Here is a 21,307-nt window from a genome sequence, read left to right as displayed (position 1 = left end):
TTACCCAGAGACTACAACGAAGGGCCGCTGGATTATAATCAACGAGTTGCAGCAGCCTTCCCCAGTATCGCCAAGGATTTTGACAAGCTGACTCGCTACTACATTGCCATTAAATACCAGAATGTTGGAAAAAAGCCACAAAAGAAGCTTTCTCGATTACTTATCAAACAATCGAGGTGGCTAAAAATCATAATCATCAAACAGAGATTGGCACTTAATAAAACAAACACATAGAATGGATAAATTCGAGAAATGATCCGCTTAACCTAGCGCATTTTTGTCAAAGGAACGTCATGCTATACCTAGTCCAATCCAATCAAATGGAAGCCTTGTCGCAATTACTGGCAGCAGAGCTAACTCAGCCACTGCCAGACACGCCTTTACTGATGCCAGAACACATATTGGTGCAAAGTCCAGGTATGTCGACGTGGTTACGACTAGAGATAGCGCGGCAAAATAGCATTGCTGCCGCACTTGAATTCCCACTACCATCGAGTTTCATTTGGCAACTTTGCCACACCTTGCTTGACGATGTACCTAAGGAAAATGCCTTTACTAAGGCGGCTATGACATGGAAGTTGATGGAGCTACTACCGTCACTTATCGACCAAGATGACTTTACGCCATTAGCTAACTATTTAAATAATGGTAACAATCAAGATAGCGCCATAGATAATAGTGCTGATAGTAGCGTCCAAAGTAATGCAGAGCCCAGTCCACTCAAGCTTTACCAGCTTTGTGGGCAAATCGCGGATATTTTCGACCAATATCTTGTTTACCGTCCCGATTGGATAGCGGCTTGGGAAGCCAATGAACCCACCCTCCCCCCTAAAGGTGACAAGCTCGGTGAAGCTCAAGCATGGCAACCGATATTATGGCGGGCGCTCATTGAATTTAATGCCAATACATTGCAAAAAAGCCAATATCATCGCGCCAATTTACATCAGGCACTATTTGACGCATTAGATGATCCAGAGACCTCAATGGAGACGTTGCCTAGGCGCTTATTTGTCTTTGGGATCTCTTCAATGGCGCCACAAACATTGGATGTACTGCATTATCTCGCCAAGCGTATCGACGTTATCATGCTTAGCCTTAGTCCTTGCCAGCACTATTGGGGCGATATTGTTGACCCAAGACTCAGAGCACGCATGGCGCTGCAATATGCTAACAAAAATAAACTCGATATTGAATGGGAAGATAAACTGGAAGTCGGCAACCCCCTACTTGCCAATAACGGCAAGATGGGCCGAGAACTGTTAGACCTTATGCTGGAATTGCCTGAAGAGCATACTGCATTTAACTTAGACTGTTATCAAGATCCTGGCGTAGACTGCATGCTACATGGCGTACAGCACGATATTTTAGAGCTCAGCACCCGAGGGCAGATCTTAGGTCCTGATGCCTCGCTATATTTGAATTTAGAAGGTAGAAGACTGTTACAGCAAGACGATCATTCCATTACCATCCGCAGCTGCCACAGCCCGCTGCGCGAAGTTGAAACCTTACATGATCATCTGCTGGAAATGTTATCCAACTCAAAAGACGCCAACGGTAAACCACTGGCACCCAAAGATATCGTGATTATGATGCCAGATGTCGCCGCATACGCGCCTTATATCGACGCGGTGTTCAGCGCGAAAAAAGGCGGTCACTACATCCCTTACGCCATTGCGGATCGCGGTGCAGTGCAAGAATCACCGCTCATTGCGAGCTTTTTACACCTGCTCAATATCAATCAAAGTCGTTTCGGACTGACCGATATTCTCGGCATTTTAGAGGTTCCGAGCGTGTTGAGGCGTTTTGAACTAGATGATGATGCTTTAACCATTATCAAGCGGTGGTTAGAACAAGCTGGCGTACGCTGGGGCCGTGACGAAACCAGCCGTGTGGAACATCAGCTACCCGCTTTTGAACAAAATGCATGGTCGCTGGGAATAAAACGCCTTATTTTGGGTTATAGCTTTGCCGATGACGCCCCTCTTTATCAGCAAACACTCGCGGTGAATGGCATTGAAGGACAAACAGCGCAAGCGTTAGGCAAGTTACTCGATTTTATTGAAGCGCTTGATGATGTGCATAGCGCAATGGCCAAAAGCTGTAGTTTAACTGAACGTATCAGCCAACTAGAGCAATTATTAACTGCATTCTACCTCGTTGACGATGATGAACAGGTACAGTTGCAAGAAATTCGCGATGCCATCGTTAAACTTGATGAGGAGTTAACCGAATCAGGACACAGTACGCCGCTGCCCATAGAGGTACTGCAAAATTGGTTTAACTGCCGATTATCAGAGTCACGTGTCGGTCAGCGCTACCTTGCTGGCAGTGTCAATTTTTGTACCTTGATGCCAATGCGCTCTATCCCTTTTAAAGTGGTCTGTTTACTCGGTATGAACGACGGGATCTATCCACGAGTTCAGCATCCTGTCGGGTTTGATTTGGTAGCGCAAATGGGACCCCGTAAAGGTGACCGTTCCCGTCGCTTGGACGATAGATACCTTTTCTTAGAAGCCATACTGTCTGCAAGAGAGCAGCTTTACATCAGTTACATTGGTAATAGTGAGCGAGATGATTCCGAGCGGATCCCCTCAATGTTAGTCTCTGAATTGGTCGAATATTGTCAATTAGTCTATCTACCCCAAGCGTTATCATCGATTGAGTTGCACACAGATAACAATGGTGACAATCAAGCAGCGGCCAAACGGGTTGAACAGATAGAACAGGCCATTGAGCAACAGCTGATCTGTAAACAGCCGCTACAACCTTTTGATGAACGCCTCTACCGCGCCAACCAAGACGCAGATTTGCTTCCCGTGCAACAAAGTTATAGCGCTCAGTGGTGCCCCGTCCCAATGGCCCAAGATAACGCTGTCGATATAGCAACCAGCGCTAACGGCTTTATTAACTTAAGCAGCCCGCTATTAGGTACTACGGAGCCAGTCAGTGATGAGATTGAAGAGATTGAGCTTTCTGCGTTAATTCGATTTTTCCGAAATCCTGCACAGTATTTTTTCAATCGCACCTTAAAAGTAGATTTGGCCATTAATATCCGTGCCGATGATAACGATGAGCCCTTTAGTTTAAACGCATTAGAGCGCTATAAGCTGCAGGCGACGTTAATCAATCATGCCATAGACAATCAAACTGAAACACCCGATGACGTGTTACTTGAACGCTTAAAAGCACAAGGCAATATCCCGTTGAAACCGTTTGATGATTTACTATTGGGACAGTACCTGCACGATATAACGCCGCTCATAGGCCGAAGCTTATATCTAAAAGGTGAGTCTAGTCAGTCTGTTGATATTGCCATTGCATTGAGCCCTAAAACGAATTTAGACGATGGGGCTATCGCCAATGAATTGGCAAGCAGAACCATTAATCTGGTGGGTCGAATCGATGATTTATGTGCCAAAGGTCTGGTCAACTATCGACCCGGCACGGCCAATGGCAGAGATCTAGTGCGGGTGTATTTACGCCACCTTTGCCTGTGCGCGATGCAAGGTAAAACAGATGTGTCACGCTTAAACCTGCCCATTAATAGCTACTTACTTGATATTGGCCATTTTCATGTGTTTGCGCCAATCACCGCCGAGCAAGCAACGAGCCAGTTAGGGCTATGGCTCGGCTACTTTAAGCAAGGTCAACTACAACCGTTAATGTTTATGCCACGCACCGCATTGGCTTATGTTGAAGCTGAGGGCGATCACTTTCAAAAATTACGTGAAGCACAATCGCAATGGCTTGATGAGCAGAGTCAGCTTGGTGAAGGTATGGAACCGCATTTTCAGCGTTTGTATCAATTCCCGGATGATTTTACCGAACAGTGTTTTGGCAACACTGCACACACCTTATTGTCGCCACTGCTGAGCTTATATCACAAGGGTAGGTTAAGTGAGCTAACCACCTATGTAGAAGCTGGGGCCCAAGTCGCTACCTCGCCTACCACTGCTAGCGAAGAAGGATAATATGAACCCGCTTGAAAATAAGACAAATATCACTGAGCCACTCGATACTCTCACGCTCCCCTTTGGTGGCAGCAGACTGATTGAAGCCAGCGCAGGTACGGGTAAGACCTACACGATTGCCGGCCTATATGTGCGGTTATTGCTTGGTCATGGTATTACGCATGCGCTCACTTGCGAGCAAATTCTGGTGGTCACCTTTACCAATGCCGCGACAGGTGAGCTAAGAGATCGTATACGTAAAAAGATCCAATTGGCTTATCGATGCTTTATTGGCTTAAGCGTTGATGATGTGCTTATCACTCAGCTATATGTTGCGACGCCTGATTGCGATAAAGCGATAGCTCGAAAACGGTTAGATTTGGCGCTCAAATCACTTGATGAAGCCGCGATCTATACTATTCATGGATTTTGCCAACGTATTTTGGCTGATATGGCGTTTGAATCTTCATTATTGTTTGAGTCCGAATTCACCTTAGATGATAGTGAATATTTACACCATGCCGTACGCGATTTTTGGCGAGAGAAATGCTATCCACTCGACGAAAGCCTCGCTGCCGTGATCCAAAAGAAGTTTGCCAGCCCAGATGAATTATCGCGCCAACTGAGGCCACTTCTCGGGGCAAGTAGTGCGATAGCCCACCCCTTGCCTGTGGCTTTTGAGAAGGTAGAAGCCAACTTATTACAAAGTTTAAGTCGCTTAAAACTCATTTGGCCAACGGAGCGAGCACAAACAGAAGCGCTACTTCATGCTCTGCCACTCAGCGGTGTTCGATTCGGTAAAAAGGCCGATGCTTATCCAAAACTCGCCGTGATGCTTGATGCCCTTGATAACTGGGTCGCCTTCGGTACAGGCTTACCACCACAAAAGGTGCTCGAAGCCCTTTCCCTTAATGGACTTAAATTAAATAAAGGCGGCGAGATCCCAAGTGCGCAGCAAGCCTCCGTGCTAGCCCATATTGAAAGGCTCGCAGGCCTTATTACCGACCTTATACCCAGTTTTCTCTTTAGCGCCAGAGAGGGGATCGCGAAACGTTTTGCACAACAAAAATCAGAGCGTAACCTACTGACCCCAGACGACCTATTGTTAACATTGGCGCGTGCATTAACCGCCTCGCAAGACCAGTTTCTTGCAACGTCAATTGCAAAACGTTTTCCCGTGGCGCTGATTGATGAATTTCAAGATACCGATCCATTGCAGTTTGATATATTCAGTCAAATCTATCAACCGTCGGCAGCGGTTAGCGCTCATCCTGTTGCCCATAGTGCCCTTGCAGCTGAAACGGTAACAACAGCGAATAGTCTTCAGTTAGCAGAGCCACAAGATAGCCTAAGTTTGCTGATGATTGGCGATCCAAAACAAGCAATCTATGCTTTTCGCGGCGCCGATATTCACACCTATATTCATGCTAGAGAACAAACTGAAAAGCACTATAACCTTGATACTAACTACCGCTCAAATAGACAGATGGTCGATGCCGTCAATTGTATTTTTGAACATAGAGACGATCCTTTTATTAGTGCATCAATCCCCTTTGAACCCGTAAAAGCCGCAAGCTTTGCAGACACTAAAGTGCTGCAAGAGTCTAAGACGGACAAGAGCGCATTAAGGCTCAGAATTTTAAGTGAAGATCCCGAAAAGGGATTAAATAAAACCACGGCAAGACAACTGCTTTCCAGCGACGTTGCAGATGAGATCACCCGCCTGCTGATTGAAGCCCAGCAAGGCTTATGTGCCATCGGTAATGCCACTTTAAAAGCGAAAGACATCGCCGTATTAGTACGAGACCGACATGAAGCCAATGTGATAAAAAAAGCGCTCGAACTGCGACAAGTGGGCTCGGTATTCTTAAGCCGTGACAGCGTGTTTGACACTATTGAAGCCCGAGAGATGTTGCTTATATTATACGCCATGGCCGATCCTAAAGATGAGCGAGCGCTACGAAGCGCCCTTGCAACCTCTTTATTGGGCTATAGCGCAGAAGAGATCCATGGCTTTAACCAAGATGAAGATAAGCGCCAAGTGCTACTGGAGCAATTCGCAACGCTGCAGCAACAATGGCTTAAACGCGGCATCATGCCAGCACTGCTTAACCTTGCTGGCCAAGCAAAGCTTATCGAACGACTACTCTACAACAGTGAAGGTGAACGTCGCCTAACCGACTTTAGGCATCTTGGTGAACTCCTGCAGCAAAAAGCGACCGAGCTTGATGGCATGAGCGCGTTAATCAACTGGTTTGAACAGGCGTTAATCGGTAATCAACCCAATGAAGAGTCACAGCTAAAGCTCGCGAGTGAGCAAAACCTAGTGCAAATTGTCACCATCCATAAAAGTAAGGGACTTGAGTACCCGATCTGCTTTATTCCGTTTGTGAGCTTAAGTCGAGGTAGTAGTAAGAGGCCTGCGCCAATGCTCTATCACGAGCACAATAAACTGGTATGGGATATCGAACAATCGGATGAGGGTTGGGACAGACAAAAACGGGAAACCTTAGCCGAAGATCTACGCTTACTGTATGTTGCGCTCACAAGACCAGTACTTAAATGTTATTTGTACATCGCCAACCATAGTCGCTTAACAAAAAGCAAAGGCATGACCAGCCAGCTCAACGAAACTGCCATCGGTTATCTTCTCGGTATTGAGGATAAAATATGCGAGTACAGTGAGTTACAAAGCAAAGCTCAGTTACTCGCTCAAAAAGACACGCTAGCCATTAGTTTGACTGAAATGACCGCGGCAGGTTCGACTCCTTTTGAAGAGGCGTATTTACAGCTTCCAAGCAACACTGACGTGCAAGTAGAACTTGCGCCAAAGGTGCTTAAACGTCCACTGCAAACACCTTGGCGCGTTGGAAGTTACTCAGGACTGGTTAAACACCTTGCCCATGAGAAAGTGCTCCCTGGCGCCGATGATGAACAGTTTCCCGAGGTCGACATCATCATTGATGAGGTTGATACTGAAGCCTCTCGTTTCAGTTTTGAGCGCGGCGCTAATGCCGGTAGTTTTATGCATTTAGTACTGGAGTTGATTGATTTCACCCAAGCAAGTTCAGATTTAGATGAACAGTTACCCAATGCCATGAGTAAATATGGTATTGATGAGCAATGGACTGAGGTGTTAAAAGACTGGTATATGGATCTCCTCCATGCACCTCTGGCAACCGATGATTCATTATCTCTTGCACAACTAACAAACCAGCAAAAATTAGTTGAGATGGAGTTTTACCTGCCTATAACCCAACTCAATGCCAATAAACTGAACCAGTTACTTATCGACTTTGGTTATAGCGGCGGCCTAGTATTCGATGATTTACAAGGCATGCTTAAGGGCTTTATCGATTTAACCTTTGAGCATAATCAGCAGTATTTTATTGCTGATTATAAGTCTAACCATTTGGGCGATAGCCTCAATGTTTACCACTACAACAATATGAAACAAGCTATTCGTAGCCATCGATACGATCTGCAGTACATCATCTATACCTTAGCCTTACACCGATATTTAGGACTCAGAATGACCCACTATGATTACGACCAACATATTGGCGGTTGTTTTTATCTGTTCTTGAGAGGGATGTCAGTGAGTGAGCCTCAATCCGGTGTATTTTATGACAAACCACCCAAAGAGCTGATTGAAAAGCTTGATGTGTTATTTGGCAAGACTCAACGGCAATCAATGCCAGCGGAGGCTAACTAATGTTGACCACTTCACGTCCAATAGAAACCTTATTAAAAGAGTGGCAAAGTGAGCGATTGTTAACCTCTCTTGATCGACATTTTGCGCTACAAATGGCGCAGCTACATCCAGAACCATCGCCACTTAATGTACTCATTTACGCCCTGCTGAGTCAGAACTTATCGAGTCAACATACCTGCTTACCACTGAGCCAGATTGACTTAGCTAACCCTGTAAAAGAGAAAAACAGTCAATGTCAGATTAACATAAGTGTTGCAGAGTTAACTGAAGAGCTACTTCGCTGTGCTGCCGTCGGCACACCAGGAGACAGTGACTTAAAACCACTCATTTTAGACAGTGGTAATCTTTACTTGCAGCGTTATTACCACTTTGAGTGTGAAGTTGCCGAGCACTTAACTCGGCTGTCCCATACTCCCGCTTTGGATGAGTCATCGGATAAAGCGCAGTTAACCCAGGCCAAGGCATTACTCGATGATCTCTTTCCACAAAATGGGCAAAGCTACGATTGGCAGAAAATATCGACTGCAACCGCATTAACCAAAAAACTCGCGGTTATCACTGGTGGCCCGGGTACAGGTAAAACAACCACAGTGACTAAGTTATTGTATTTGTTAACCTCACAACAAGAGCTTACCATCCGCCTTGTGGCCCCTACGGGTAAGGCCGCTGCGCGTTTAAGTGAATCGATTAAAGCCTCGAAACAGCGACTTGCGAATGAATTACAACATTTACCTGCCGATGAATTGAAGTTAAACATGGGGCGCATTCCTGAGGGAGCTGCCACCCTGCATCGGTTACTCGGTGTTATCCCAAACTCGCATCAATTTAGACACCATAAAGATAATCCGTTAAGGCTCGATCTACTGATTATCGATGAAGCTTCAATGGTTGATCTTCCGATGATGCATAAGTTGCTCACCGCCTTACCAGCAAACGCAAGCCTCATCCTCTTGGGCGATCAAGACCAATTAGCCTCCGTCGAGGCTGGCGCCGTGCTGGCTGATATCTGTAGTGGCCTAAAAATGAAGTCAGCAGAGGGTAATACTGGCTGGCAGATGCGCTATTCACCGCCTCAAGCAGAGCGATTAAGTCATTTAACCGGTTACCCGTTGAATGACTTTATCAGCGCTGACCCACAAATTGGTGACAGCCTCTGTATGCTCATGCACAGCCATCGCTTTCAAGGTGATGCTGGCATTGGACAACTGGCGAATGCGGTCAATCAAGCGGACCTGCCGTGCATTGCCAAGGTATGGCAGACCGGTTATCAAGAATTATTATGGATTGATCATAGTCATCTCAATAGTGCGAACAAGATGACCAATCAGGGTTTAGAGACGCTACTCGATCAATCTGTTACTCAATATGCTCCTTACCTTAATGCAATTGGCACACCGGGTGTGACAGCGGCACATATTATCGAAAACTTTAATCAATACCGAATATTGTGTGCCATGCGCGCAGGAGAATACGGCGTTGATGGTATTAATCAAAGTGTCACTCGCAGTCTTGCTGACAAAGATCTCATCAACCCAGAACAAGAGTTTTACGCTGGCAGGCCAGTGATTATTCAAAGCAATGATTATAATCTTGGACTGTTTAACGGCGATATAGGACTTATCTTGCCCGATGAAGCCAGTGATGCCAAACGATTGATGGCGCACTTTATTCAAGCTGATGGTGGATTATTAAAGGTGCTTCCCGCTCGCTTACCGAGCCATGAAACCTGCTTTGCAATGACGGTGCATAAGAGTCAAGGCAGTGAATTTAGCCATGTATCTTTAGTCTTGCCAATAAAGCCCAGTCTGGCGCAACAGCAACTGCTGTCTAAAGAGCTTGTCTATACGGCGATTACTCGTGCAAAGCATCACTTTACCTGCCTTGGCAGCCAACGTGTATTTGAGCAGGCCAGTTCGCGCTTAACCCAGCGAGCATCAGGGTTAGCACAGCGGCTTTGGCGCCCTGTGGATAACCGTGATACGGCTAATTTATTATAGAGAGGATAATTACGATCTTGTTTAGCCATCTTACAGGGCGCTTTTAGCCGAGGTATTTTGAAGTGGCTTGGATATAATACTGAGCCCCTAAGTAACCTTGAATACAAAAGCAGCAAATGGCAACAAAATCACCGCTAACAGTTGCATTAGCGAGTGATTCCGCCATAGTAAGTCTGCAAATTTTATCGAGTAACAAGTGGGGATTAAATGCTTACAACGAATGTTTTACTGCTATGTGGTGGCGGTGGTGATGAACATGCTATTTCACTATTATCTGCCAACTATTTTGAATCTTCGTTAGCAACATTGCCTCATTTTAATGTGCTTCGTGTTGAGCTAGATGCAAACGGTCATTATCGTACTTCAGCAGGCGAAAACTGTGAGCTCAATAACCGTCGACAGATCCGTTTTGAAAATGAGCAAAAAGCCCCTTGGCATGTCGATTATGCCATTCCTTGTATTCATGGCTTTCCAGGAGAAACCGGTGACATTCAATCATACTTTGAATTAATCAACCTTCCCTACTTTGGCTGTAAAGCTGAAGCGAGCCGCAACTGTTTTAATAAGATCACCGCTAAGATGTGGTTTAGTGCGTTAAATATCCCCAATACACCTTACTTGTTTTTAAGCGAGCTATCGGAATTAACAGTAGCTCAAGCCACAGAAGCACTAAAACAATGGGGCAGTATATTTGTTAAAGCTGCATCACAGGGATCATCTGTAGGTTGTTACCGTGTTGATGATATCGACGATGTAGAATCGACATTAGCGCAAGCCTTTCACTTCTCAGACTATGTGGTTGTAGAAAAAACCATTAACGCTAGAGAGCTAGAAGTCGCAGTATATGAAATTGACGGGAACGTCGTTGCAACCGTGCCGGGTGAAGTGATCTGTTCGAATAATAGTTTCTATACCTTCGATGAAAAATATGCAGCTAACAGCCAAGCTCAAACTCAAATCGTCGCAGATATTCCAAGCGATATTAGCGATTTGATCCGTAAATATGCCATCAGTGCCTTCAAGGGCATGAAGCTTAGACATTTATCTCGAATAGATTTTTTCTTAACTGATGAGGGTGAAATACTATTAAATGAGATCAACACCTTCCCAGGCCTAACGCCCATTTCTATGTTTCCCAAGATGCTGCAAAATCACGGACATAGCTTCCCTGCTTTTCTGTCGAGCAACATTGGGGTCATTAACTCATAGATTCTAGGGGCTGTTGTACTTGAGCAGACCAATTGCATTAAGTATTTGAACCATACAGAGCGTCTCAGACGTTTAAAGCAAATGGCAAAGCCCTTTAAGCTTGGTTGTGAGCTTTGGATATACGACTAAATGGTCTATTTTGTTCCATACAAAATAGGCCATTGCCTTCCTTCATGGAGGTCAAGTGCAGGAGGTACGAGTCCACAGATGGACGAAGGTAGAATAATGCAGGGGCAATTATCGAGAGTCATGCATGGAGCAATTGCCGAGGATGCCAGAGCCGAGAACAACGATTAGCTTCAATCCCCCATCTTGCCTACAGGGCTTTGAATTCCCGTTGAATGGTCAAACTTTTAATGCAACAGCTATAACACATTCTTTGCTATACGATTTCTGCTATAAAAAAGCCTGACTTAATCTAGTCAGGCTTTTTTAATTTTTGCTTAGGTCAGCACAGAAATATCTGACCTTCGCATCCTATTATTGTGGTTTACTTGTCAGCAGTTTTGGACAAAATCCAAATAGAAGCAACAGCAACGACAGAAAAACCACCTATTATAATGACCGGCATGGCGCTGTAGCCGAGGACATGCCATATAACATTCTCTAATGTACTCATAATGGCTCCTTATTGCCAACCTTCAACTTTGTGCATATCTGGTAGATTATGGGCGATACCTTTATGACAATCCACACAGGTGTTCTCGCCACTGGCAAGTGCAGTAGAGTGCTGCCTTGCACTGCGAGGACTCTGCTCAGAGAAATCCATAAATTCAAAGTTATGACAGTTACGACACTCTAAAGAGTCGTTCTTCTTCATTCTTGCCCACTCTCTTTCGGCTAAATGAGCTCGACGCTCTTTGAACTTCTCAGGTGTGTTAATGGTTTCAGTGACAAAATAAGCAAACAGCTCTTTAGAAGCCTGAACCTTACGTACTATTTTATCCGTCCACGCATGGGGTACGTGACAATCTGAACAGATAGCACGCACACCAGAGCGGTTAGCGTAGTGAATAGTTTCTTTAATTTCTGCCACAATTGGCGCATGACATCCAGAACAAAACTCTTCAGTGTTTGTCGCTTCCATACCCGTGTTAAATGCACCCCAGAACATGAGTCCACCAGCAAAGCCCATAAATAGAACGATACCTACAGCAGCTTTACTAGGCCGCCTCAATATGCCCCAGAAGCCTTTTAAGGCGTTAATAATCCATTTCATATTATTACCTGCCTATTTTGTTATTGCAGTGATTTAACACGTTCGAAGGAGTTACCCACTAACGGTTTCGCATCTGCTTGTGTCACGTGGCACTGCAAGCAAAAATATCGTCTAGGAGAAACATCAGCTAATACTTCATCGTTTCGATTGACAAAATGAGTCACACTGATTTTAGTGGCTCCCATCTGCTTGGCTTTTGTCCAGCTATGGCATGACAAACACTTGTTAGCATTCAATGAGATTTCATAATGTCGAATGTGATGTGGGATCAATGGAGGCTGAAACACATAACTGCTTTCAATATCCACCTGATCTCGCGGCACTTTCTTCAAAGGATCTGCGGGTCTTGTGGTTTCTAACTCAGTATCGCCGCGTAGCGATTCAACGCCACCGATCCCTCTGTCCAGACCGACACCCTGTTCCTCACTAAAAGCAAAACCACTGATCAGAGTTAAGGTAATACTCAATGTTAATAAAATTGATTTTTTCATCATAACCCTGCCTTATACTATTTTCGTGATTTTAACAGGACACTTTTTATAGTCTGTCTGTTTTGATAGTGGATCGGTTGCATCTAAAATCAATTTATTAATTAAGATACGAGCATCGAAGAATGGAACAAATACCAAGCCTTTTGGTGGACGGTTACGTCCGCGAGTCTCGACACGTACGCGAATATCACCACGTTTGTTACTCATTAGCACTTCATCACCACGGCGTACACCATGAGATTTAGCATCATCTGGATGCATGTAACAAAGTCCATCAGGGACGGCCTTATAAAGTTCAGGTACACGACGTGTCATGGTTCCTGTATGCCAATGCTCTAGTACACGACCAGTACACAGCCACAGGTTATACTCCTCATCTGGAGACTCTGGTGGTGCCTCGTAAGGTGCCGATATGATCCATGCTTTACCGTCTGGCTTACCATAGAACTCAAAACCTTTACCTTTGCCTACATAAGGGTCTGACCCCTCTCTAAAGCGCCACTTGGTCTCTTTACCGTCCACAACAGGCCAACGCAGACCGCGCTCTTGATGGTAGCGATCGTACGGTGCTAAATCGTGACCATGGCCACGTCCGAAGCTTGCATACTCTTCAAATAGGCCTTTCTGGATGTAGTAACCTTGGTCTTGTGCATCATCATTAAGCTCCTGCGCTTCTGATAATGGATATTTATTCACTTGGCCATTTTCAAATAGCACTTCATACATGTTTTTACCACGTACTTCTGGCATCTGGGCGATGAGCTCTTCGCTCCACACTTCTTCAATTTTGAAGCGTTTTGAAAACTCCAGTAGCTGCCATAGGTCAGACTTAGAGTCACCCGGCGCTTTCACTTGTTGATACCAAACCTGAGTACGACGCTCAGCATTACCATAAGCACCCTCTTTTTCTACCCACATAGACGTCGGTAAAATAAGGTCAGCAGCTTGCGCTGTCGCCGTTGGGTATGGGTCTGAACAAACAATAAAGTTTTCTGGATTACGGTAGCCTGGTAAGCGCTCTTGATTGATGTTTGGACCAGCCTGCATGTTGTTGTTACACATGGTCCAATACGCATTAAGCACACCGTCATTCAATTTACGATCTTGCTGTACTGCATGGAAACCCGGCTTCGGTGGAATAGTGCCTTGAGGAATTTTCCATAAATGCTCAGCACGTTTACGGTGCTCAGGGTTCGCTACGACCATATCTGCAGGTAAACGATGGGAGAAAGTACCGACTTCACGCGCTGTACCACACGCTGACGGTTGACCCGTTAGTGAGAATGGCCCATTACCTGGAGTGGATATTTTACCCACTAATAGATGGATGTTATAGACCAGCGAGTTCATCCAAACACCACGAGTATGTTGGTTCATACCCATAGTCCAAAGAGACATCACCTTAATCTTAGGGTCGGCAAACTGCTTAGCAAGCGTAACCAGTTGTTCTTCATTTAGGCCCGTCATCTCAACCGCTTTTTCAAGCGTATATGGTGCTACCGACTTTTTGTACTCTTCAAAATCAATTGAGTACATCTTACCGACATTCGGGTTAGCCGCTGCTTGCTGTAGAGGATGCTCATCCCTTAAACCATAACCAATATCTGTGGTTGCTTGCTTGAAATGGGTATGCTTACTTACAAAATCCCAATTTACAGCATCATTTTCAATGATGTAATTAGCAATAAAGTTTGCAATAACAAGGTCGGTTTGTGGCTTAAAAATGTAACCTTTATCAGCGAGTTCGAACGAACGGTGATAATAGGTAGATAATACATTCACTTTAACATGTGGAAAGCTCAAGCGACGGTCAGTGATGCGGCTCCATAAAATGGGGTGCATCTCTGCCATATTAGAACCCCAAAGCACAAACGCATCTGCTTCTTCGAAGTCATCATAACAACCCATTGGCTCATCAATACCAAAGCTTCGCATAAAGCCACCAACAGCAGAGGCCATACAGTGACGTGCATTAGGGTCGATATTATTAGAACGGAAACCTGCTTTCATCATTTTTGAAGCAGCATATCCTTCCATAACGGTCCACTGACCAGAACCGAACATACCCACACTGGTTGGGCCCTTTGCTTTTAACGCAGACTTCCATTTCTCAGCCATGATATCAAAGGCTTGATCCCAGCTAACAGGTGCGAAGTCGCCGTCTTTATCAAATTTACCATCGGTTTGGCGCAGTAATGGCTGAGTTAAACGATCTGAACCGTACATGATTTTTGATAAGAAGTAGCCTTTAATACAGTTAAGGCCTTTATTGACTGGTGATTCTGGATCGCCCTGAGTCGCGACGACTTTACCTTCCTGAGTACCAACAAGCACTGAACAACCAGTGCCACAGAAGCGACATGGGGCTTTGTCCCAATGGATCTTTGACTCGTCACTTGTTGCGATTAAATTTGTTGCTGTGGCTGGAAGAGTAATACCTGCAAGCGCAGCAGCTGACGCTGCTGCATTGGCTTTGATAAACTCACGTCTAGTCATTTTCATACTTGTTCCTCGCTAACACACTCTTTATTATAAGGGGGTAAATTGGTGGAGTCGGGATCACTATCTATTTGGTGATAGACCATGGTTGCGCCAAGCACACCGGGCATATTATTAATTTTTTCAATGATGTCGCTAATAAAACCTTCTTTTTGTGTTTCTAACACTACGACGATTTTACCAACGTCATTAACACCATAAATTTCGGCTTCTTCAAAATCTTCTATCAGCTTTTTCGTTGTATTTAAGTGCTCAGGGCTAACTTGTACAAGTAAGCTTGAGATATGTACCTCAGGTAACGACATGGGTGCGTTCCTTATCTATCTGAGTAATAAAGCTGAAATGATATTATCTGGTTAACTTCATTAAGCTAACCCTCATCCATTACAGTCGTGTCTTGCTATTGTTTCTTCGTCATGTTGTCTATTTAAAAAATACATCGGTATTGGACACTACTCGCTAACTATGCACTGAATGTTATTTTGTATTTATGCTTTCCCAGCGATCATTAGCAATGGTTGGTAGGTTGCTGCAATAAAATTTTGTGCGGTTAAATACCAATAACGAACAACTTAAACAACGATAATCAAAAACAGAATGACAGTCTTATTTGAGCGTGAATTAACACGCATTTAACTTAGTGCAGATAATAACAGCTCTCCATATAGTTGTTACATACCTACTATTGGTAAAGCCAACCGCAGGTTGATCTAGATCATCCTTTTTTCATGAAAAACTACTAGATCACCCTTCCTAATCAACTGGGTAGATTAAGATTTAAGTAAAATAGCCCTTAAGCTATTAAGGACACTCTAAACAATGGGTTATGGGTGGATAAATATCAATCAGTAAATGCTATTTTTTAAACAAAATATACACAAAGAGGTACTACATATTTTCGACGGGGTAGCATTTGAAATTTAAAAAGTATCGCTTATGTCTCGAGTTTGTAAAAAACAATACATAACTCTTCCCTGCCCAACCAATTTTAATCGCCATTATTATCTGCTAGATGATGAGGTATACACTGTATTTATTTTACACAAAGTATATAACCTCATCGTAAATTAGCATCATTAATTGGTTAGGTTATCGCTAGTCAATACTGTACATAACAAAAAATGGATCAAACTAGTAATGAGTAGTGAGAAAAAGAGAGGCTGTACGTTGAATTACTTTCTAACTGATAGACACAAAAACGCACGGCATAAGCCGTGCGTTTTTATCATTACGCTGATAATGACGAGGATTAAACTTGTGAGATTTGGTTCAAAATACGTTTTTCAGATATTGGATATGCGGTGCCCAATGTCTGCGCAAAACAAGACACTCGATACTCTTCTATCATCCAACGAGCTTCTACCAGCACATCAGGAACTGGCATCGACTTAGGCAATTTGACCAGCTGTCCTTTTAGCAGTTCCTGCACTTTATTGATGCTGTGCATGTGTAAACGGTCGCGGTTCGGGTCAACCGGTAGTTTCTCTAGTCGATTTTCAATGCCTTTCAAATATCGAATGATATCACTCAGTCGATTCCATCCACACTGTTGCACAAAACCTTTAAAAACTAATTGCTCAAGTTGGCTTTGAATATCACTCATCGCAAATGCCATATCCAAGCTGATTTTGCCTTTCAGGCGTTTCTTGATACGATTATAAATGGTCAATACTTCTTCAACTTTAAGCGCTAACTTTTCAGCCGTTGGATTCAATTCTTGCCTGACTAAGTCCCTAGCTTTTTCAAATTGGGATTCAGAACGAATGTCGAATCCTTCTTCATCGATAAGCTGTTGTACTGCCGCGGATAAAATATCATCAATAAGGATCTGCACCTGACCAAATGGGTTGAAGTACATCGCCAATTTAGCTTTATTGGGCAAGGATTTTTGTAAGTGCTTTACCGGTGATGGAATATTGATCAGCAGCAAGCGTTGCAAGCCTATTCGATGCTGTTTCTGTGCTTCAAATTCATCATCAAATAGTTTGATCGAAACGCTGGTTTTATCGTCCACCAGCGCAGGAAACGCTTTAACTTCAAAGTTGCCTTTTTTCTGTTCAAACAGTTTAGGCAAATCACCAAACGTCCAGCTCTCTAGCCCCTTTTGCTCAATCCCCGAGTCAGCGACTTCACGAATAGCTTGAACGACTTGTCCTTGCATACTCGCTTTCAAGGGCTCCAAAATACGCCCTTGGGTTAATAGCTTTCCTTTATCACCTTCAACTTGAAAGTTGACCAATAAATGCTGTGCTAACTGAGTATCATCAAAATCCTCTGGAGAAACCCGCACGCCGCTCATTCTTAGCAACTGTTTACACATGGCATCAATAAGAGGTAATTCAAATGGCGTAATAGCTTGTATGCACGCTTTTGCGTAATCAGGTGCTGGAACAAAGTTTCTACGCAGTGTTTTAGGCAAAGACTTAATCAGCGCGATACATTTCTCTTCGCGAAGTCCTGGTACTATCCAATCAAAATCGATGTCATCGACCTGATTAATCAATGCCACAGGAATATGCACAGAGACGCCATCATCAGCCGCCGATGGCTCAAAATGGTAACTGACATTAAGGGTTAAATTCCCTTTATGCCATTTATCTGGGAAGTCCAGCATTGATACGTGATCGCTACTGCGCTGCATTAACGCTTCGCGTTCAAAATCAAGTAGATCGGGATTTTGTTGCTTGGCTTTTTTCCACCACTTTATAAATGTCGGCTCGTTATAAATATCAGCCGGAATTTTAGGCTCGTAGAAATGAAATAACGCTTGCTCATCGACTAAAATATCGCGACGACGTGATTTGTGTTCAAGCGATTCAATGTCTAGTAATAACTTTTGGTTACTGATAAAAAAGGCTTCGTTGGTTCTTAGCTCACCTTCAGCAAGTGCTGAACGAATAAAGATATCACGGGCTTCGACCGGCTCAATGGGTCCATATTGAACTTTACGGCGATTCACAATTTGTAAGCCATAAAGTACTTGGTTTTCTAGTGCAACAACAGAGCCCTGTTTAGCTTCAAAGTGGGGCTCGATGTAGCTTTTTTTCACTAAATGTTCTGCAAGCGGTTCTATCCATTCAGGCTGGATCTTAGCGCAGCAACGAGCGAATAAGCGTGATGTTTCAGTTAGCTCTGCTGCCATCAGCCATTTAGGGCCTTTTTTGGCCAGAGGAGAGCCAGGAAACACAAAGAACTTACTGTTTCGAGCACCCAGGTATTCTCTATCTTTATCTTTAAAACCAATGTGGCTTAATAAACCGGTTAACAAAGACTTGTGTAGCAGTTCATAATTGATTTCAGCGCTGGTGTCATTGAGCTTCCACTTAAGCTCATGGGTCGCTTGCCTCAACTGTGCATAGAGGTCTTGCCACTCCCGCACACGCAAGTAGGCTAAAAACTCCCCCTTACACTGCTTTCTAAATTGGCTACTCGAGAGTTCTCTTTGGCTTTGCTTTAAGAAATCCCATAAGTTTAAAAAAGAGACAAAGTCAGAATCGGGGTCACTGAAGCGATTATGCGCTTGATCTGCAGCTTGTTTTTTATCCATAGGACGTTCGCGTGGATCTTGAATAGACAAGGCCGAAGCAATCACTAGCGATTCATGTAAGCAACCATTTTTCTGTGCCTGGATCACCATCCGCGCAAGACGTGGGTCAACCGGAATATGGGCCAGCTGTCTACCCAATGATGTTAGGGTTAACAGACCTTTCTTCAGACTCACGGCTTGTAGTTCTTCGAGCAGCATAAAGCCGTCACGAATATAGCGTTCATCAGGTGGCTGAATAAAGGGAAAGCCTTCGATATCTCCCAGTCCAATCGCCAACATTTTTAAGATCACTGAGGCCAGATTAGTGCGTAAAATCTCTGGGTCGGTAAACTCGGGGCGAGAGGTAAAGTCTTCCTCACTATAAAGCCGAATACAGATCCCTGGTGCGACGCGGCCACAACGCCCTTGACGTTGGTTGGCGCTTGCCTGAGAAATAGGCTCAATCGGTAACCGCTGCACTTTAGTGCGGTAGCTATAACGACTCATTCGCGCTGTACCGGGATCAATCACATACCGTATACCGGGCACGGTCAGCGAGGTCTCAGCCACGTTAGTCGCCAATACTATCCGTCGGCCAACATGGCTCTTAAATACTTTGGTTTGTTCACCATATGACAGTCTGGCATACAAAGGCAGAATTTCTGTATCGCGGTATTGGCGGCGGTTAAGCTGGTCTGCAACATCTCGAATTTCGCGCTCGCCATTCATAAAGATAAGAATGTCACCAAGACCTTCATTGATCAGCTCATCGGTCGCGGCAAAAATACCTTCCATGAGGTCAAAATCTTCCGCATTGTCTTTAACCAGCGAGCTGTAGCGCGTTTCAACCGGATAGGTTCGACCCGATACCTCTATCACGGGCGCACCATTGAAGTGTTGCGAAAAGCGCTCAACGTCAATGGTTGCTGAGGTAATAATCACTTTTAGATCGGGACGTTTCTTTAGAACATTTTTAAGGTAACCCAAAATGAAATCGATATTAAGGCTACGCTCATGCGCTTCATCGATAATAATCGTGTCATATTGGTTAAGTAATTTATCTGACGTGAGTTCAGCCAGTAAAATACCGTCCGTCATTAACTTGATATAGGATTCTGGCTTTATGGCATCGGCAAAGCGGACTTTAAAGCCGACTGCCTCACCCAGCGGTGAGTTCATCTCTTCCGCGATACGGGTGGCAACACTGCGCGCGGCAAGTCGACGTGGCTGCGTATGGCCTATTAAACCACGAGTGCCCAAGCCCAGCTCTAAGCAAATTTTTGGCAACTGGGTGGTTTTACCAGAGCCGGTTTCACCCGCAATAATGACCACTTGATTACCGGCAATCGCCGTGGCGATTTCATCACGTTTTTGCGATATCGGTAAATTTTCTGGAAAGGTAATTTGTGGCCGATTAGCAAGACGAAGCTCTACTTTTTTGCGAGAGGCTAACGCGAGCTGCTCAAGAGAATCTAACGTTGCACTCTTCTTTTCAGAATCAGGCTCTTTACGAAGCCTAAACAAGCGACGCCTAATTTGGGCGGCGTCGGCTTCATAACAGTTTTTTAAAAATGCGTTAGATAGGTGATGCTGTTGCGAACTCAAGTGCAAATTCCATAGCCAAAATCAAAGAGGTTGATCCTAGCAAGGAACGCACTTCAGTGGTATAGCTGACATAAAAATACTTTGTCCTAAGCCGGAGTTAAATAACATTGCTGCATATAAGTATTTATTGCCGCTAAAACATTAGTGCGATTAATGGTACCTATCACTTTTCCATTATCAACCACGGGATAAACCTTAGGCTTTGGACCTAACATTTGTTCTGCTAACGCTAATACGCTGCTATTAGGCCCTACAGATAACACCTCAGTCCGCATGCAATCCTTAACGATGGCCGTTAAATCACAATGATAACTACTTTTAAGCATTACCGATAAACAGTCTTGCTGAGATAAAAAACCCACCAGTTTGCCGTCAACATCAACAACGGGCGCACCTAACTTTTTGTTCGCTAGTAATTTTTCTACCGCTGTTGCTATCGACATCGATGGTGTCAGCATTACCGGTTGGCGATCCATATGTTCTTTTACATTGATTGAATCCATTGCATTCCCCTATTCATTTGTTTCTAATTTAGTTTAGCTAATATTTAGCAATTAGGGAGTGGATTAAACCGATAGCGGTAACCGTAAAAGTCGATATGGTTAAATTTGCCGTTTTGCATTAGAACGCTAGCAATCAAAGAGGGGGCTTGTACAAAATTGAACAATGGGGAGACCCGTTTGACTTGTAAAAATGGCCACTGCGGTTATATCGGTTAGACTAAATATCTTCGTTAAATAACAATAATATACTGCCGCCACTTAACACACTGCCGATGTTAACCGTAACGCCTAAACCCACATTATCAACCCATGATGACAACCAAGGTGTATCAAGTACCCAGCCGGCACCCACTTCATAAAAATGATCCGTTCCTAAAGGGTCAACGGCATCACCGGATAGATCGATACGCTTGAACATGAATCGCAGTTCATTGCCGTTATCAAACAATTGCGGAAGATCATAATGAAAAATCAGTGCATTGCTAAAACGACCCACTTTTGAAGACACTTCTTGTGATGCTGTATCTGTCAATAAAGTACGGCCAATAGCAAAGCGGTAACGGCTGGTAAATTGCCAATGATGACCAAAAACA

At 44.2% G+C, this 21,307-nt stretch carries 13 protein-coding genes; 5 read left to right on the top strand and 8 right to left on the bottom strand.

Features of this window, described 5'->3' with window-relative positions; translation table 11 throughout:
* The 5 genes from CXF82_RS22455 to CXF82_RS02295 all read left to right on the top strand — a co-directional run.
* Window positions 1–234 (top strand): DUF4129 domain-containing protein (locus CXF82_RS22455; protein ID WP_145991647.1); only part of this gene is annotated, 234 nt, incomplete at its 5' end.
* Between the two features lie 59 nt (window positions 235–293).
* Window positions 294–3,971: an exodeoxyribonuclease V subunit gamma gene (recC, locus tag CXF82_RS02310; RefSeq protein WP_102043604.1), complete on the top strand. Its 3,678-nt coding sequence runs from the start codon at window positions 294–296 to the stop codon at window positions 3,969–3,971.
* 1 nt (window position 3,972) lies between these two features.
* Complete coding sequence (gene recB, locus CXF82_RS02305) at window positions 3,973–7,665, top strand: exodeoxyribonuclease V subunit beta (RefSeq protein ID WP_102043603.1); 3,693 nt, start codon at window positions 3,973–3,975, stop codon at window positions 7,663–7,665.
* Window positions 7,665–9,662: an exodeoxyribonuclease V subunit alpha gene (recD, locus tag CXF82_RS02300; protein WP_102043602.1), complete on the top strand. Its 1,998-nt coding sequence runs from the start codon at window positions 7,665–7,667 to the stop codon at window positions 9,660–9,662. The genes recB and recD overlap by 1 nt, the downstream gene beginning before the upstream one ends.
* A gap of 207 nt (window positions 9,663–9,869) precedes the next feature.
* Entirely contained in the window at window positions 9,870–10,871 is a 1,002-nt protein-coding gene (locus CXF82_RS02295; RefSeq protein WP_102043601.1) for a D-alanine--D-alanine ligase, read from the top strand.
* A gap of 490 nt (window positions 10,872–11,361) precedes the next feature.
* Here the strand turns inward: CXF82_RS02295 and CXF82_RS02290 are convergent, their stop codons facing one another.
* The 8 genes from CXF82_RS02290 to CXF82_RS02255 form a co-directional block, all read right to left on the bottom strand.
* The gene (locus tag CXF82_RS02290; RefSeq protein ID WP_101090992.1) at window positions 11,362–11,490 is read right to left on the bottom strand and encodes a TIGR02808 family protein; all 129 of its coding nucleotides are present in this window, start codon (window positions 11,488–11,490) and stop codon (window positions 11,362–11,364) included.
* A 9-nt stretch (window positions 11,491–11,499) separates the two neighbouring features.
* Window positions 11,500–12,090, bottom strand: a complete 591-nt coding sequence (locus CXF82_RS02285; protein WP_101090993.1) for a NapC/NirT family cytochrome c — start codon at window positions 12,088–12,090, stop codon at window positions 11,500–11,502.
* 20 nt (window positions 12,091–12,110) lie between these two features.
* Window positions 12,111–12,584: a nitrate reductase cytochrome c-type subunit gene (locus CXF82_RS02280; RefSeq protein WP_102039515.1), complete on the bottom strand. Its 474-nt coding sequence runs from the start codon at window positions 12,582–12,584 to the stop codon at window positions 12,111–12,113.
* Between the two features lie 9 nt (window positions 12,585–12,593).
* The gene (napA, locus tag CXF82_RS02275) at window positions 12,594–15,083 is read right to left on the bottom strand and encodes a nitrate reductase catalytic subunit NapA (RefSeq protein WP_101090995.1); all 2,490 of its coding nucleotides are present in this window, start codon (window positions 15,081–15,083) and stop codon (window positions 12,594–12,596) included.
* The gene (locus tag CXF82_RS02270; RefSeq protein WP_101090996.1) at window positions 15,080–15,385 is read right to left on the bottom strand and encodes a chaperone NapD; all 306 of its coding nucleotides are present in this window, start codon (window positions 15,383–15,385) and stop codon (window positions 15,080–15,082) included. Before CXF82_RS02270 ends, napA begins: the two co-directional genes overlap by 4 nt.
* A gap of 944 nt (window positions 15,386–16,329) precedes the next feature.
* Complete coding sequence (hrpA, locus tag CXF82_RS02265) at window positions 16,330–20,211, bottom strand: ATP-dependent RNA helicase HrpA (RefSeq protein ID WP_102043600.1); 3,882 nt, start codon at window positions 20,209–20,211, stop codon at window positions 16,330–16,332.
* Window positions 20,212–20,297: 86 nt separating this feature from the next.
* The gene (locus tag CXF82_RS02260; protein ID WP_101090998.1) at window positions 20,298–20,714 is read right to left on the bottom strand and encodes a CBS domain-containing protein; all 417 of its coding nucleotides are present in this window, start codon (window positions 20,712–20,714) and stop codon (window positions 20,298–20,300) included.
* A gap of 217 nt (window positions 20,715–20,931) precedes the next feature.
* The coding region (locus tag CXF82_RS02255) for a Solitary outer membrane autotransporter beta-barrel domain (RefSeq protein ID WP_180961156.1) at window positions 20,932–21,307 on the bottom strand (376 nt) is incomplete at its 5' end.

The sequence above is a fragment of the Shewanella sp. GutDb-MelDb genome (assembly GCF_002836075.1).
Taxonomy (GTDB): domain Bacteria; phylum Pseudomonadota; class Gammaproteobacteria; order Enterobacterales; family Shewanellaceae; genus Shewanella.
The sequence above is the reverse complement of the archived record's forward strand: the minus strand, read 5'-3'. Positions and strand labels throughout refer to the sequence as shown.

Excerpts from the sequence above, each read along its gene's own strand:
- CXF82_RS02280 (WP_102039515.1), bottom strand. The coding sequence starts at position 12,584 with ATGATGAAAAAATCAATTTTATTAACATTGAGTATTACCTTAACTCTG.
- CXF82_RS02290 (WP_101090992.1), bottom strand. The coding sequence starts at position 11,490 with ATGAGTACATTAGAGAATGTTATATGGCATGTCCTCGGCTACAGCGCC.
- CXF82_RS02270 (WP_101090996.1), bottom strand. The coding sequence starts at position 15,385 with ATGTCGTTACCTGAGGTACATATCTCAAGCTTACTTGTACAAGTTAGC.
- recC (WP_102043604.1), top strand. The coding sequence starts at position 294 with ATGCTATACCTAGTCCAATCCAATCAAATGGAAGCCTTGTCGCAATTA.
- CXF82_RS02285 (WP_101090993.1), bottom strand. The coding sequence starts at position 12,090 with ATGAAATGGATTATTAACGCCTTAAAAGGCTTCTGGGGCATATTGAGG.
- CXF82_RS02295 (WP_102043601.1), top strand. The coding sequence starts at position 9,870 with ATGCTTACAACGAATGTTTTACTGCTATGTGGTGGCGGTGGTGATGAA.
- recB (WP_102043603.1), top strand. The coding sequence starts at position 3,973 with ATGAACCCGCTTGAAAATAAGACAAATATCACTGAGCCACTCGATACT.
- napA (WP_101090995.1), bottom strand. The coding sequence starts at position 15,083 with ATGAAAATGACTAGACGTGAGTTTATCAAAGCCAATGCAGCAGCGTCA.
- recD (WP_102043602.1), top strand. The coding sequence starts at position 7,665 with ATGTTGACCACTTCACGTCCAATAGAAACCTTATTAAAAGAGTGGCAA.
- CXF82_RS02260 (WP_101090998.1), bottom strand. The coding sequence starts at position 20,714 with ATGGATTCAATCAATGTAAAAGAACATATGGATCGCCAACCGGTAATG.